Here is a 13,432-nt window from a genome sequence, read left to right as displayed (position 1 = left end):
CTGGCGGCGGCTAGGGAGCGACGGCGATCTCGCCGGAATCGATGTTGCCGTCGGGCATGACGTAGACGCCGGAGAGCCGCGCGGAGGTCGCGTAGAGGTTCTGCTCGGTGACGAGCGGCGCCCAGGGGGCGTCCTTCATCACGATCTCCTGCGCCTTGGCGTAGAGCTCGGCGCGCTCCGCGTCGTTCGTCGAGACCAGCGCCTTGGCGAGAAGGGCGTCGAACTCGGCGTTGCTGTAGTAGGCGGTGTTGTTGAGCTTGGGCGGCCACGCCTCCGTCGCGAGCAGCGGCCGCAGGCCCCAGTCTGCCTCACCGGTCGAGGACGACCAGCCGGCATAGTAGAGGCGGACGCGGGCGGTCTTCGGATCGGGGGCGGTCTGCACCCACTCGGTGCGCTGGCCGGGCTCCAGCGCCAGGGTCTGCACCTTGATGCCGACCTGGCCGAGCTGCTGCTGGAGGAACTGGATCGCCTTCTGGGCGGTGGTGGTGGTGTAGGCGCTCCAGAGGGTCGCCTCGAAGCCGTTGGCGTAGCCGGCCTCCTTGAGGAGCTGGCGCGCCTTGGCCGGGTCGTAGGGCCAGGGATCCATCTTGTGGGCGTAGCGCACGCCCTGCGGGACGATGCCCTGCGCCGGGAAGGCGTAGCCCGAGAAGGCGACCTTGGCCAACGCCTCCTTGTTGATCGCGTAGTTGATCGCTTGGCGGACGCGCAGGTCGTCGAACGGCTTCTGCAGCACGTTCATGCTGAGATACCGCTCGATGATCGAGGCGTGGACCTCGATCTTCAGCTTCTTGCTGGCTTCGAGCATCTTGGCCTGCTCGTAGGGCAGCGGGAAGGCGAAGTCGGCCTCGCCGGTCTGCAGCATGGCGGCGCGGGTGCCGTTCTCGGGCACCGGCTTCCACGTGATGGTGTCGACCTTCGGGAAGCCGGTCTGCCAGTAATCGGCGAACTTCGCGCCCTTGACGTAATCGGTCTGCTTCCAGTCGACGAAGGTGAACGGCCCGGTGCCGACCGGGTGGAAGGCGATGTCCTTCCCGTACTTCTTCAGGGCCGTGGGCGAGATGATCGCCGCCGAGGCGTGGGCCAGCGAGTTGATGAACGGCCCGAAGGGCTCCTTCAGGGTGATGCGCAGGCTCGTGGGCGAGAGCACCTCGATCGTCTTGATGCGGTTGAACTGGTTGTACCGCGCGAGGTGGTTTTGCGGGTCGAGGACGCGGTCGAGGTTGGCCTTCACCGCAGCGGCGTCGAACGTCGTGCCGTCGTGGAATTTCACGCCCTCGCGCAGCTTGAACGTGTAGACGAGGCCGTCGGGCGATGTCTCGTAGCTCTCGGCCAGGACGTTGCGGACCTTCAGATCCTTGTCGAAGCCGAAGAGGCCCTCGTAGAACGACTTGGTGACGGCGGTCGTGAGCGTCGTGTTCGTATTGTACGGGTCGAGGGTCTCGGGCTGGCCGCTGATCGCCAGGATCGGGTCGCCGGCCGCGGCGGCGGGCGCGGTTGCCGCGGCGAGCAGGCCGGCGGCGAGGAGGAAGCGCTCGAACATGGTCAGACCTCGGGGCATGGGACGATCCTGCTGGCGGGGATAGGCGGTGTCAGGCGGCGAGGCCGCCGACCGTGTGGCGGGCGACGAGATGGCCGGGGCCGATCTCGACGAGGGGCGCGACCTGCGGCTCGTCGCCGAGCGCCCGGACTGGGCTCGGGATCTCGTCGGTCAGGAGCCGGCGGGCGCGCAGGTGCCGGTGGGCCGGGTCGGCGACCGGCACCGCCGCCATCAGCTTGCGGGTGTAGGGGTGCTGCGGGTCCTCGAAGATCGCCCGGCGGGGGCCGATCTCGACGATCTGGCCGAGATACATCACCGCCACCCGGTGGCTGATGCGCTCGACCACCGCCATGTCGTGGCTGATGAACAGGTAGGCGAGGCCGAACTCCCGCTGGAGATCGAGCATCAGGTTCACGATCTGGGCCTGGATCGACACGTCCAGGGCCGAGACCGCCTCGTCGGCGACGATGACCTTCGGGTTCAGGGCGAGGGCCCGGGCGATGGCGATGCGCTGCCGCTGTCCGCCCGAGAACTCGTGCGGGTAGCGCTGGGCCTGGTCGGGCGTCAGCCCGACGCGCTCGAGCAGCCACGCCACCCGCGCCTCGGCCTCCCGGCGCGTCGCGATCCTGTGGACCAGCAGCGGCTCCATGATCGAGAAGCCCACGGTCAGGCGCGGATCGAGGGACGCGTAGGGATCCTGGAAGATGAACTGGATGTTGCGCCGCAGGCCGCGGAGCCGCCCGGGGGGCAGGTCGCGGACGTTGCCGCCGTCGAACTCGATCAGGCCGCTCTCGCTCTCCACGAGACGCAGGAGCGAGCGGCCCGTCGTGGACTTGCCGCACCCGGATTCGCCGACGAGGGCCAGGGTCTCGCCGGGATGGAGATCGAAGCTGACCTGCTCCACCGCGTGGACGCGGCGGCGCACGCGATTCAGAAGGCCGCCGCGGATGTCGAACCGGGTGACGAGGTCGCGCACCCGCAGGATCGGCCCGGCGCCGGCGCGGACGGTGTCGTGGGGCACGTCGACCGTGGCGGGCGCCCCCTGCCCTGCCGGCTCTTCCCGGGCCTCGGCCCGCAGCAGGTCGAACTTCCGGGGCAGATCGCTGCCCGCCATGGCACCGAGCTTAGGCACGGCGGCCAGCAGCGCCTTGGTGTAGGCGTGGCGCGGCGCAGCGAAGAGCGCGGGCGCCTCCCCCTCCTCCACCTTGTCGCCGCGGTACATGACCAGCACGCGGTCGGCGATCTCGGCCACGACGCCCATGTCGTGAGTGATGAAGACGACGCCCATCTTCATCTCGGCCTGGAGGCTGCGGATCAGTTCGAGGATCTGCGCCTGGATCGTGACGTCGAGGGCCGTGGTCGGCTCATCGGCGATGAGCAACTGCGGCTTGCAGGACAGGGCCATGGCGATCATCACGCGCTGGCGCATGCCGCCGGAGAGCTGGTGCGGGTAGCGCGTGAGGACGTTGCGCGCCTCGGGGATGCGCACGAGGTCGAGCATCCGCAGGGCCTCGGCCCGGGAGGCTGAGGCGCTCTTCCCCTGGTGGATGCGGATCGATTCCGCGATCTGGTCCCCGGCGGTGAAGACCGGGTTCAGGGAGGTCATCGGCTCCTGGAAGATCATCGCGATCTCGGCGCCACGGATCGCCCGCATCTTGGCGTTCGGGGCGGCGGCGAGATCGAGCACCTCGCCCGAGCCGCGCCGGAACAGCATCTGCCCGGCCGCGATCCGGCCGCCGCCGTGCTCCACGAGGCGCATCAGGCTGAGCGAGGTCACGGACTTGCCGGACCCGGACTCGCCGACGATCGCCAGGGTCTCGCCGGCGTCGACGTGGAACGCGAGGTCGCGGACCGCCTCCACGACCCGCTCGGAGTTCGCAAAGCGGACGGTAAGGCCGGTGACGGAGACGACCCGTCCGTCGGGCAGAGCGGCAGGAGAGGCGGTCCCGGCTGCGATGGTCGGCATGGCGGATCTCAGCGCGCTGGTGCGGGGACGCGGCGGGTCTCGCCGAAGATCGCGGTGGCCGGCGCCTCGCCGGAGCGGACGAGGCCGCGATACATGCCCTCGGTGTTGAACGGCATTGCGACCCGGCCGCGCGCATCGACGGCGATCAGCCCGCCGCGGCCGCCGACAGTCGGCAGGTGCTCCTCGACAACCGCCCGGGCTGCCACCTCGAGGTCCTGGCCCCCGTAGGCCATGCGCGCGCAGACATCGTGCGCCGCCGCGACGCGGATGAAGGCCTCCCCCGTGCCGGTGCAGGAGACCGCGGCGGTCCTGTCGTCCGCGTAGGTGCCCGCGCCGATCAGCGGCGAGTCGCCGATCCGGCCGGGACGCTTGTTGGTCATGCCGCCGGTCGAGGTCAGGGCGGCGAGGTGGCCGTCCCGGTCGAGGGCGACGGCGCCCACCGTGCCGAACTTGCGGGTCTCGTCGAGGGGCCCCGACGCCGTGTCGTGGTCGAGGGCGACTTGCCCGGCGGCCAACGCCCGGCGAAGCTGGTCGCGGCGGGCCTCTGTCGAGAAAAAATCGGGCTCGACCATCTCGAGGCCGTGCCGACGCGCGAAGGTCTCGGCGCCGGCACCAGCCATAAGGACGTGCTCGCCGGCCTCCATCAGCGCGCGGGCGGCGCGGCCAGGCCGGCGCACCCGCGAGACGCCCGCGACAGCGCCGGCCCGCAGGGTGGCGCCGTCCATGATCGCGGCGTCGAGTTCGTGGGTCTCGGCGCTGGTGAAGACGGCGCCGTGGCCGGCATTGAAGAGCGGGCACTCCTCCAGGAGGTCGACGGCGACACTCACGGCGTCGAGGGCGCTCCCGCCGTCGGCGAGGCAGGCCGCTCCGGCCGCCAGGATTCCGGCGAGGGCCGCGTGGTAGCGCGCCTCGCCGGGATCGGCCTGGCCCGACGCGATCGTCCCGGCACCGCCGTGGATCACGAGTACGGGGCGGTGGTCGCTCATGGAACGGCTCCCGGAGGCGGGGTGTCGGGCAGGTCGTCGGGTCCGCCCTGCGGCGGCCAGGCGGCGTAGTCGCGGTCGAGCCAGGGCAGCACCGCTTCCGTCACGCGCGTCGCGGCCGGGACGAGATCCTCGGTGGCGTGGGCGAAGGCGCTCGCCAGGGCCTCCACGAGGGCCGTCAGGCTGGCATCCGAGGCGGCGAAGTAGTGGCAGTCGGTCTGCGCGTAGAGCGCGACCGTAGCGGTGGCGACGAGGGGTGAGTGCGGTCCGTCAGTCAGCGCCAGGACCGCGGCGCCGTGCTTCCGTGCGATCTCGGCCAGCCGCACCGTGTCGGCGAAGTACCGCGGGGTTGCGAGCGCGATGACGAGGTCGTCGGTCGTCAGCCGGCGCAGGCTCCGGGCGGCGAAGCCGGGCCCCTCCAGTGTCGCCAGCAGATGGACGTCCTCGCGGTTGACGTCGAGGTTGCGCGCCAGGATGCCGGCCGGCCAGCTGCTGCTGCCCAGGCCCACGACGTAGACCCGTCGGGCCCGGCGGATCGCCTCGACGGCCTGCGCACAGGTCTGGCCGTCGAGCCCACGCCGCGTCGCCTCGATGTTGCGGACGATGTCGGCCAAGGCTCCGTCGAGGATGCCGGACGCGGTCGCGGGCTGATCTCGGCTGCCGCGCAGCTTCTCGACCGGTGCGAGCGCCTTCTCATAGCCGAGGACGAGGGCCGCGCGGAACTTTGCGTAGCCCTCGTAGCCCACGGCGCGGGCAAACCGATTAGCGGTGGCGACGGAGACGCCAACCAAGTCTGCAAGCTCATTCACGGGCAGAGTCGCGGCGCGCAACGGATGATCAAGGACGAAGCGGGCGACCTCTCGGTGAGCGGAGCTGAGCGCCGGAAACGCGTGCGCGATCCGTTGCGCGACAGAAAGTTCCTTGGGTTCCAACGCCACGACGCTCGAGCCGATCAAAAATTCTCACTGCCGGACAGTCTGAGAATTTTTTCGATCACCCGCAAGCGCTTCGACGCTTATTTTCGCGGCACCAGTTGCACAAATCGCTGAACTTCCCAGACAAATTGGGTGACCTCGCTCCTAGTCAGATGCGCCTCCCCGTTCACGGCAACTGCGTTGGCCGATGGCTGCAGTTGCGCTCCTGCTGTGGGGGGCTCACTGCAGGTGCAATGGCGACCGGTGAGCCGATCTATGCTGATGTCTGCTTCGGAGATGCCGGCTGACGCCACCGAATGGCCGTGACGGGCGCGAAATCGTCGATCAACTTCCTAGCTCAAGGCCAAGGTCCGGCAGCAGCGCGTCCCAAACCCAGGTGACAGAACGGCGCTTTGACGCACGGCTGCGCATGTCGAGCGCGTGTCTCACCGGTCGCCATTGCACCCAACCCCACTCGACCCACGCCCGGACCTCGGACAGGGCCGCCGCCGCTCCCACGGCACCCCCGCCGCCGCCGAGCCTCGCTTGCCGTGCAGCCGGTGCCGCTCCCCCGCTTATGCCCATTCTGCGGCACTGCCGGTGCCGCGTGGTGGCGGCTGTTCATCCATCAACCCATCCCGGGAACTCCGTCTCGGCCGCGGCGACCCGCGCTTCACTGCCGATCGCACCGCCTTTGTCGTCATCCGTGGCACCGCCCCAACCGGCGCCCGTGCCATCTTCTGCATCGAAACGAAGAACAGTGGAGCCGGCCACGACCCCGCGCTGCCGCCTCATCCGCGGCACCAAGAAATCGGACGCACGACGACCGGCCTATTCATCGCCCCCGAGGGTCCCGCGCTGACCGGCCCGGCCTGCCGGCAGCTCGGCCTCGCCAGCGCAAGGATTTGAAAGTAGAGCGCCCTCGCCTCTCCGGTTCCATGCACAAACGGCCTCATCCACGACCGGCGAGCTCTAGCTAAGCCCGGCCCCGACAACCGCCCCTTGCGCTCCGGTGCGTTCGCCCTGCGGCATCGGGAGACGGCACCGACCCTTCGCCACTGGATCAGAAAGACAGGATCTCGGCGCGTCGCAGCTCGTCCTCCTGAGAGCTGCGCGCGGAACGCGGTCTGACAGGATCGCCCAGGCTCGTTGCATTTAATAATCAACCGGTCTATTTCTAATTCATGCAGTCCGATTCGGTCTCGGTTGTCACCGCGCGCAAGAGGGGTCGGCCACCTAGGCCTGAGCCGGCCTACGGCACGTCGCGGGCGGCCTTGATCCGGGTGGGCGTCGCGCTGCTATCGGAGAAGGGCTACTCGGCAACCGGCCTCGAAGAGGTCCTGCGCACCGCGGGTGTGCCGAAAGGTTCGTTCTATCACTATTTCGCGAGCAAGGACGTCTTCGGCGCCGAACTGATCGAGGCGTACGCAGCCTACTTCGCGCGCAAGCTCGACCGCTGGTTGCTCGATGAGAGTACGACCCCGATCGAGCGCATCAGGAACTTCGTCGCCGACGCGAAGGCCGGCATGGCACGCTACGAGTTCCGTCGCGGCTGTGTCGTCGGCAATCTCGGGCAGGAGATGAGCGCCCTGCCCGAGCTCTTTCGGGACCGTCTGCATGGCGTCCTCCTCGACTGGCAGGCGCGGACGGAGCGCTGTCTCCGGGACGCCCAGGCAGCCGGCCAGATCGCCGCGGATGCCGATTGCGCTGCGCTGGCGGCGTTTTTCTGGATCGGCTGGGAAGGCGCGGTCCTGCGCGCCAAGCTCGAGCGCAGCCCCGAGCCTCTCGACCTCTTCGCCACCCTATTCCTGACCTGTCTTACGCGCTGAGCGCCCCATGGAGTGCCCCGAATGTTCAAGGCAATCCTGATCGAGAAGGATGAGGCGGGCTACCGCGCCGGCCTACGTGAGATCGACGAGGCGCAGCTCCCCGAGGGCGACGTCACCGTGGATGTCGCCTACTCGACGTTGAACTACAAGGACGGGCTCGCGATCACCGGGAAAGGCCCGGTCGTGCGCAAATTTCCGATGGTGCCGGGCATCGACATCGCCGGCACCGTCCGCGAATCCCGGCATCACGACTACAAGGCCGGCGACCGCGTCGTCCTCAACGGCTGGGGCGTCGGCGAGACCCATTGGGGTGGGCTGGCGCAAGTCGCACGGCTCAAGGGCGACTGGCTGGTGCCATTGCCGGAGGCGCTCACGCCACGGCAGGCGATGGCGATCGGCACTGCCGGTTACACGGCGATGCTGTGCGTGATCGCCCTCGAGCGCCACGGCGTCACCCCCGACAAGGGCGAGGTCGTCGTCACCGGCGCGGCCGGTGGCGTCGGCAGCACGGCGGTCGCTCTCCTGTCGCGCCTCGGCTACACGGTCGTGGCGGTGAGCGGCCGTCCCGAGGAGGCCGATTACCTGCGCCGCCTCGGCGCAGCGGAGGTGCTGGATCGGGCGACATTCTCGGATCCGGGCAGGCCGCTCGCCCGGGAGCGCTGGGCCGGGGCCGTCGATGTGGTCGGTAGCCACACGCTGGCGAACGTCTGCGCCGCCATGAAGTACCGGGGCGTCGTAACGGCTTGCGGTCTGGCTCAGGGGATGGACCTGCCTGCGAGCGTGGCCCCCTTCATCCTGCGCGGCGTCAGCCTGCTCGGGATCGACAGCGTGATGTGCCCGCGGCCTGAGCGGATCGAGGCCTGGAACAGGCTGGTCCACGACCTCGATCCGGTCAAGCTCGAGGCGATCACGGAGGAGATCGGCCTGACAGAGGCTGTGGCCACCGCGGAACGCCTGATGTCGGGCCGGGTGCGCGGCCGCGTCGTCGTTGACGTGCATCGCTAGGCGTTCTCGCCGCCTCTCGCCGCCGTTCAACTGCGGAACAGACGGAAATCATACAGGGAAGACTTGGGTGTGATGGCTTAATACTGAACGCGGCACTGCCGCCGGACTGACAAAAACAAACACAGTCCGTTCATACCGATGGAGGAAAGACCATGAAGGGTGTATTCGCGCTGGCGATCCTGTTTGGCGGCCTGTCCGCCGTGCAGGCCGACCCGCTGCCGACCTTCCGTATCGGCGTGCTGAATGATCAGTCCGGGCTCTACGCCGACATCGCGGGGCCGGGCTCCGTCGAGGCCGCGCGCATGGCCGTCGAGGACTTCAAGCCGGACGTGAGAGGCTTCCGCGTCGAGGTTCTCTCGGCCGACCATCAGAACAAGCCCGATATCGGCGCGGCCATCGTGCGACGCTGGTTCGACGTCGACCAGGTCGACGCGATCGTCGACGTACCGACCTCTTCGGTCGCCCTGGCCGTGTCGAACATCGCGAGCGAGAAGGACAAGGCATTCCTGATCGCGAGCGCCGGGTCCTCGGATCTGACCGGGAAGAACTGCACCCGGACCAACGTCCATTGGACCTACGACACCTGGGCTCTCGGCAACAGCACGGCGCGCGCCGTGATCAAGCAGGGCGGAAAGTCCTGGTACTTCCTCACGACGGATTACGCGTTCGGTCACGCTCTGGAGCGCGACGCCACCGAGGCCGTGACGAAGGCGGGCGGCAAGTCCCTCGGACACGTCCTGGCTCCGTTCCAGAGCACCGACTTCTCCTCCTACCTGCTCCAGGCCCAGGGCAGCGGTGCGCAGGTGGTCGCGCTCGCCAATTCCGGCGGCGACACGATCAACGCCATCAAGCAGGCCTCGGAGTTCGGCCTCACCGACGGCGGCCAGAAGCTCGTCGCGCTCCTCGCCTTCATCTCGGACATCCACTCAGTCGGCCTGAAGGTCGCCCACGGCCTGACTCTGACCGAGGCGTTCTACTGGGACCTCAATGACGGCACCCGGACCTGGGCGAAGCGGTTCGCGGCACGCAACGGTGGCCGTTACCCGACGATGAACCAGGCCGGCACCTACGCGGCGATGCTCCACTGGATGAAGGCGATCGCCGCCCTCGACAAGGACAAGGCGCATCGCGGCACCGACATCGTCGCGCAGATGAAGGCGATGCCGACAAACGATCCGCTGTTCGGCCACGGCTCGATCCGCGCGGACGGGCGCACCATCCACGACCTCTACCTGTTCCAGGTCAAGGACCCGTCCGAGTCGAAGGGGCCGTACGACTACTACAAGCTCGTCGACACCATCCCCGGCGACCAGGCGTTCCGGCCCATGGCCGACGGCGGCTGCCCCCTCGTAGCCCATACGGCCGCGAAGTGAGGCAGCCTAGCCATGGCACGTCCTGACGCGGCCGACAGCGCGACCATCAGCGCAAAGCGGATGGCGATCGGGCTGCTGCTCCTGAGCGAGGTGGCGGCTATGGCGACGTGGTTCGCCACCACCGCCTCGATCGGCGCGATCCGCACGCAGTGGACGCTGAGCCCGTTCCAGGAGGCCCTGCTCACCAACAGCGTGCAGGCCGGGTTCGTCGCCGGCACACTGGTCAGCGCGCTGCTGGGGCTGGCCGACCGGTTCGACCTGCGCCGGCTGTTCTGCGGCTGCGCCGTCGCGGCCGGTCTCGCCAACCTCCTGATGCTGGCCTTCGCGCCGACCTCGCCGATGGTGCCGCTGCTGCGCTTCGTGACGGGGGCCTGCATGGCCGGCGTCTACCCGGTCGGCATGAAGATCGCCGCGACCTGGGCGGTGGGTGACCTGGGGCTGCTGATCGGCCTTCTGGTGGGCGCGCTCACCCTCGGCTCGGCGCTGCCCCACCTCGTCGCGGCCCTCGGCCAGCTCGACTGGCATCTGCCGGTGCTCGGTGCGGCGTTGGGCGCCCTCCTCTCGGCGGCCCTGATCCGCTTCGTGCAACTCGGGCCGATCCGGTCGGAGGCCCCGCCCCTGCGCTTGGAGAACGCCCTGGAGGCGTGGCGCAATCGCGGCGTGCGCTTGGCCAATCTCGGCTATCTCGGCCACATGTGGGAGCTCTACGCGATGTGGGCCTGGATCGGTGCCTTCATGGCGGCGAGCTTCCGTGAGCGTTACGGCAACGCGCCGCCGTTCCCGCCGGAACTGGCCGCCTTCGCGGTGGTGGCGGCCGGGGCGTTCGGCGCGATGCTGGGCGGCTGGGCGGCCGATCGACTCGGGCGCACTCTGGTCACCGGCGCCTCGATGCTGGCCAGCGGCTGCTGTGCCATCGCGGTGGGTTTCCTGTTCGGCGGCCCTGCCTGGGCGGTGCTGGCGGTGGGCGTGCTCTGGGGCGTCGCGGTGATCGCCGATTCGGCGCAGTTCTCGGCGGCGGTGAGCGAGCTGAGCGACCGCAGGCTGATCGGCACGATGCTCACCGTGCAGACCTGCCTCGGCTTTCTCCTGACGCTCGTCAGTATCCAGCTCATCGCCTTCGCCGGGACATTCCTCGGCTGGCGCTTCGCCTTCGCGCTGCTGGCCGTGGGGCCGTTCCTGGGTCTCGCTTCGATGCTGCGGCTGCGGCGCCTACCCGAGGCCAAGCGGCTGGCGGGAGGACGCAAGTGACAGCGAGGAGAAAGCCACCCGTGGCCTTCAAGACGATCACCTACGAGACGCTCGCGCCGGTGGCACGCATCACCCTGAACCGCCCGGAGCGCACCAACGCGATCAGCGCGACCATGCTCGACGAACTCGCGCAGGCGATGGACGCGGCCGAGGCCGACGATGCGGTGCGCGCCGTGATCGTGCGCGGGGCCGGCACGGCCTTCTCGTCGGGCTTCGATCTCAAGGATCAGATGGCGCTGCGCCCTGAAGGCGTGAGCCAGTGGCGCCCGATCCTGCGCAAGGATTTCGATGTGCCGATGCGCTTCTGGCACTGCCCGAAGCCGACCATCGCGGCGGTGCGTGGTCCCTGCCTCGCGGGCGCCTGCGAGTTGGCGTTGGCCTGCGACGTGACCGTGGCGGCCGAGGATGCCTTCTTCGGCGAGCCGGAGCTGAAGTTCGGGGCCGGTATCGTGGTGATGATCCTGCCCTGGATCGTCGGCCCGAAGATCGCCAAGGAGATCATCCTCACGGGCGAGGACCGCATTCCGGCGCGGCGCGCCTACGAGATCGGAATGGTCAACCGAGTCGTGCCGATTGCCGAGCTCGACGCGAGCGCGCTGCGCCTTGCCCGGCACATCGCGGCGATCGACCCGAACCTCGTCAAGGAGACGAAACGGGCCCTCAACCGGTCGATCGAGGCGCGCGGCATGCTGGAGGCCCTGGAGACGGCCCTCGACATCGACCTGCTGATCGAGGGCGAAGGCTCGCCGGACAAGCGGGCCTTCATGGACATCGCCCGGTCGCAAGGCCTCAAGGCGGCACTGGCCTGGCGCGACAGCCGCTTCCCGGGAGCCGGATCGTGACCGGGGCGCTGGCGGAACTCCTGGGCGCTGGGCTCGGCCGCCCAGGCAGCCGGGTGGACGAGAGTTCCGGCCCCGGGATGACGGGGCGCGACCTCGGTGCACACGCGGATCTGGTCGCCGGTCGGCTGCGTGCGGCAGGCATGCGCCCGCACGAGCCGGTGCACCTCACCATCGGCAACCGGGCGCTCGATCTCGGGACGCTGCTCGGCCTCTGGCGGGCGGGCGCGGTCGCGGTGCCCGTTCACCGAGCCGCTGCACCGCTCACCCGCGCGGCGGTCGAGCGGGCGACGCGTGCCCGCTTCCGGGCCGACGGGCTCAGCTTGGAGAAGATCGCGGAGGATGCGCCGCCGGTGCGGCCGCTCCTGGACGGGGCCGCCCTCGTGGTCTTCACCTCGGGCAGCACCGGCGTGCCGAAGGGCGTGGTTCTCGGACACGATGCCCTGGCGCGCAAGCTCGCGATCCTCGACCGGCTGCTGGGCTTTCGCCCGGACGACGTCGTCGCGGTGCCGCTCCAGCTGACCTTCATCTTCGGGATCTGGGCGAGCCTCCTGGCGATCCGCTCTGAGGCGAGACTCGTCCTCGTCCCGAAGTTCACGCCCGCGACGCTCGAGGGCCTGCTCGCCGCGGAGGGGACGGTGTTGGCCGCTGTGCCGACCATGCTGCGAGCCCTGCTGGCCGACGGTGTCCCGCCGGCCCCCCGTCTGCGGGCGGTGCTGACCGGCGGCGAGGCGCTCAGCCCGTCGCTGACGCAAGCAGTCCGCGGCGGATGGCCGAAGGCCGAGCTCGTCGACCTCTATGGCTCGACCGAGACTGGCTCCTGCGACTTCTGTCACCGACCGCGGGACGTCTCGGAGGCTGGGTCGATCGGCATGCCAACCGAGGGCGTGTCGTTCCGCATCGTCCGCGACGACGGCGCGCTCGCCGCTCTGGGCGAGACCGGCGAGCTGCGGATCCGAACTGCCTGCGGCATGCTCGGCTATCTCGACGGCGCCGAGCTCACGCGCTCCGCGCTGGAGGCGGACCACTTCCGCACAGGCGATCTCGCGCGCCTGCGCCAGGACGGTCACGTCGAGCTCGTCGGGCGCTCGAAGGAGATCATCGCGCGGGGCGGCAACAAGATCGCGCCCCTGGAGATCGAGAACGCCCTGTGCGCGCATCCGGACATCGCGGCGGCCCTGTGCGCCGGCGTGCCCGACCCGCGCCTCGGCGAGGCGATCCACGCGGTCGTCGTGCTGAAGCCTGACCGCGCGCTGTCGGCGGACGAACTCAGGCGCTGGGCATCGGCCCATCTCGAACGTTACAAGGTGCCGGACGTGATCGTCTTCAGCGACACGCTGCCGTCGGGCGCGACCGGAAAGGCGAGCCGGGCGATGGTCAGTACGCTCACGCTGATCCACGCGGAGACGACGTCGGCCGACCTGCAGGGCGCGCCAGTGAGCTCCTAGGCTGGGACGGGGGGCCGTCCGCACGATCGTCTTGTCCGCGCTCTCAGCACCGCGGGGAGCCTATTCGCGCGAGCGCCCTTCCGGCTCGAGAGCCGGTCCGCCCTGTCCTGATCGACGTGGACCTGCCGGCGCCGGTGCGCATGCCGCCGAAGCGGATCCGGGTTCGTCGCAAAAACGCGTGGTACAACAAGGATCCAGAGCTGCCGGCTTGATGCAATCAGGTCGGAGCCGGTTCTGGCCTGGGTCGGCCGCGAACGTGCGCCACACCGAGGCGGGGCGGTGAGACGCGC

General features: G+C 69.6%; 12 protein-coding genes. 8 read left to right on the top strand and 4 right to left on the bottom strand.

Features of this window, described 5'->3' with window-relative positions:
- Positions 1–10: 10 nt before the first annotated feature.
- Genes gsiB through ASG32_RS22405 form a run of 4 tightly spaced genes read right to left on the bottom strand, consistent with a single transcriptional unit; the run spans position 11 to position 5,424 of the window.
- A complete protein-coding gene (gsiB, locus tag ASG32_RS22420; RefSeq protein WP_244492113.1) occupies positions 11–1,558 on the bottom strand; it encodes a glutathione ABC transporter substrate-binding protein GsiB in 1,548 nt (515 codons plus the stop codon).
- 31 nt (positions 1,559–1,589) lie between these two features.
- Positions 1,590–3,503, bottom strand: a complete 1,914-nt coding sequence (locus ASG32_RS22415; protein WP_056530848.1) for a dipeptide ABC transporter ATP-binding protein — start codon at positions 3,501–3,503, stop codon at positions 1,590–1,592.
- A gap of 8 nt (positions 3,504–3,511) precedes the next feature.
- Positions 3,512–4,489: an isoaspartyl peptidase/L-asparaginase gene (locus ASG32_RS22410; protein ID WP_020096123.1), complete on the bottom strand. Its 978-nt coding sequence runs from the start codon at positions 4,487–4,489 to the stop codon at positions 3,512–3,514.
- Positions 4,486–5,424, bottom strand: a complete 939-nt coding sequence (locus ASG32_RS22405; RefSeq protein ID WP_056530963.1) for a MurR/RpiR family transcriptional regulator — start codon at positions 5,422–5,424, stop codon at positions 4,486–4,488. The genes ASG32_RS22410 and ASG32_RS22405 overlap by 4 nt, the downstream gene beginning before the upstream one ends.
- Between ASG32_RS22405 and ASG32_RS34575 the strand changes: the two genes are divergently transcribed.
- The 8 genes from ASG32_RS34575 to ASG32_RS22375 all read left to right on the top strand — a co-directional run bounded on the left by ASG32_RS34575 (position 5,320) and on the right by ASG32_RS22375 (position 13,142).
- Complete coding sequence (locus ASG32_RS34575; protein WP_170868042.1) at positions 5,320–5,535, top strand: hypothetical protein; 216 nt, start codon at positions 5,320–5,322, stop codon at positions 5,533–5,535. The two genes, ASG32_RS22405 and ASG32_RS34575, sit on opposite strands and share 105 nt — an antisense overlap.
- A 306-nt stretch (positions 5,536–5,841) precedes the next feature.
- Positions 5,842–6,309, top strand: coding sequence for a hypothetical protein (locus ASG32_RS35830; RefSeq protein WP_331327395.1), 468 nt, complete (start codon positions 5,842–5,844; stop codon positions 6,307–6,309).
- Positions 6,310–6,584: 275 nt separating this feature from the next.
- Positions 6,585–7,229 (top strand): TetR/AcrR family transcriptional regulator, encoded by a 645-nt coding sequence (locus tag ASG32_RS22400; RefSeq protein ID WP_026605400.1) that lies wholly within the window; start codon positions 6,585–6,587, stop codon positions 7,227–7,229.
- 21 nt (positions 7,230–7,250) lie between these two features.
- On the top strand, positions 7,251–8,234 hold the full coding sequence (locus ASG32_RS22395; RefSeq protein ID WP_056530844.1) for an MDR family oxidoreductase: 984 nt from the start codon (positions 7,251–7,253) through the stop codon (positions 8,232–8,234).
- A 152-nt stretch (positions 8,235–8,386) separates the two neighbouring features.
- A complete protein-coding gene (locus ASG32_RS22390) occupies positions 8,387–9,607 on the top strand; it encodes an ABC transporter substrate-binding protein (RefSeq protein WP_020096119.1) in 1,221 nt (406 codons plus the stop codon).
- A 12-nt stretch (positions 9,608–9,619) separates the two neighbouring features.
- Entirely contained in the window at positions 9,620–10,855 is a 1,236-nt protein-coding gene (locus ASG32_RS22385) for an MFS transporter (RefSeq protein ID WP_103985789.1), read from the top strand.
- A 20-nt stretch (positions 10,856–10,875) separates the two neighbouring features.
- Positions 10,876–11,697 (top strand): enoyl-CoA hydratase-related protein, encoded by an 822-nt coding sequence (locus tag ASG32_RS22380; protein ID WP_020096117.1) that lies wholly within the window; start codon positions 10,876–10,878, stop codon positions 11,695–11,697.
- Positions 11,694–13,142, top strand: a complete 1,449-nt coding sequence (locus tag ASG32_RS22375; protein WP_244492111.1) for a fatty acid--CoA ligase family protein — start codon at positions 11,694–11,696, stop codon at positions 13,140–13,142. The genes ASG32_RS22380 and ASG32_RS22375 overlap by 4 nt, the downstream gene beginning before the upstream one ends.
- The last annotated feature ends 290 nt before the right edge of the window (positions 13,143–13,432 follow it).

The sequence above is a fragment of the Methylobacterium sp. Leaf361 genome (assembly GCF_001424445.1).
Classification (GTDB): Bacteria; Pseudomonadota; Alphaproteobacteria; order Rhizobiales; family Beijerinckiaceae; genus Methylobacterium.
Note: the sequence above shows the minus strand (reverse complement) of the source record. Positions and strands in the feature narration are given on the sequence as shown.

Coding starts and splice junctions, on each gene's coding strand:
- gsiB (WP_244492113.1), bottom strand. CDS start 1,558: ATGCCCCGAGGTCTGACCATGTTCGAGCGCTTCCTCCTCGCCGCCGGC.
- ASG32_RS22415 (WP_056530848.1), bottom strand. CDS start 3,503: ATGCCGACCATCGCAGCCGGGACCGCCTCTCCTGCCGCTCTGCCCGAC.
- ASG32_RS22410 (WP_020096123.1), bottom strand. CDS start 4,489: ATGAGCGACCACCGCCCCGTACTCGTGATCCACGGCGGTGCCGGGACG.
- ASG32_RS34575 (WP_170868042.1), top strand. CDS start 5,320: ATGATCAAGGACGAAGCGGGCGACCTCTCGGTGAGCGGAGCTGAGCGC.
- ASG32_RS22400 (WP_026605400.1), top strand. CDS start 6,585: ATGCAGTCCGATTCGGTCTCGGTTGTCACCGCGCGCAAGAGGGGTCGG.
- ASG32_RS22395 (WP_056530844.1), top strand. CDS start 7,251: ATGTTCAAGGCAATCCTGATCGAGAAGGATGAGGCGGGCTACCGCGCC.
- ASG32_RS22390 (WP_020096119.1), top strand. CDS start 8,387: ATGAAGGGTGTATTCGCGCTGGCGATCCTGTTTGGCGGCCTGTCCGCC.
- ASG32_RS22385 (WP_103985789.1), top strand. CDS start 9,620: ATGGCACGTCCTGACGCGGCCGACAGCGCGACCATCAGCGCAAAGCGG.